Source organism: Acetobacter okinawensis JCM 25146 (assembly GCF_000613865.1).
GTDB lineage: Bacteria > Pseudomonadota > Alphaproteobacteria > Acetobacterales > Acetobacteraceae > Acetobacter > Acetobacter okinawensis.
Genome location: NZ_BAJU01000124.1, coordinates 1 through 595 on the forward strand (window position 1 = coordinate 1; position 595 = coordinate 595).

1 protein-coding gene and 1 pseudogene are annotated in these 595 nt (G+C 66.1%); both read left to right on the top strand.

The window, feature by feature from the left end; all coding sequences use genetic code 11:
• Positions 1 to 143: 143 nt before the first annotated feature.
• A pseudogene (locus JCM25146_RS25205) lies at positions 144 to 422 on the top strand (tyrosine-type recombinase/integrase); the annotation flags it as partial.
• 92 nt (positions 423 to 514) lie between these two features.
• Positions 515 to 595: tyrosine-type recombinase/integrase (locus JCM25146_RS25210; protein ID WP_408734929.1), on the top strand; the 81-nt coding region annotated here is incomplete at its 3' end.

The following is a 595-nucleotide window of genomic DNA, read 5'->3' on the forward strand; positions in this document are numbered from 1 at the left end:
TCGCACAGAACGCGGCTGGCCTGCCGACACCGACCCTGAACGCCATCGTGTCGGCGCTGCGGTTTTTCTTCACCCAAACACTCGACCGACCCGACCTCGCACGTAAGCTGGTTCGGGTGGCGCAGCCCCGCAACCTGCCCGTCGTGCTGAGCCGCGATGAGGTTGCCCGGCTGCTCAACGCGACCGTATGCCTCAAGCACCAGGCCGCCCTGTCGGTCGCCTATGGGGCAGGCCTGCGGGTGGCCGAGGTCGCCGCTCTCAAGATCAGTGATATCGACAGCGAGCGCATGCTGCTCAGGGTCGAACGGGGCAAAGGGGGACGATATCGCAATGCCATGCTTCCGGCCGACCTTCTGCCCCTGCTGCGGGAGTGGTGGAAGGCCGGACGCCAGCAGGGGGTGATGCATTCGGGTGGCTGGCTGTTTCCCGGGCAGGACACCATGAGGCCCATCAGCACACGGCAGCTCCATCGCGTGGTTGTCGAGGCGCGCGGGCCGCTGCGATCACCAGACGTGTGGGGCCTCATACCCTGCGGCACAGCTTTGCCACGCACCTGCTTGAGGATGGTGTCGATGTCCGCGTGATCCAGGTTCTG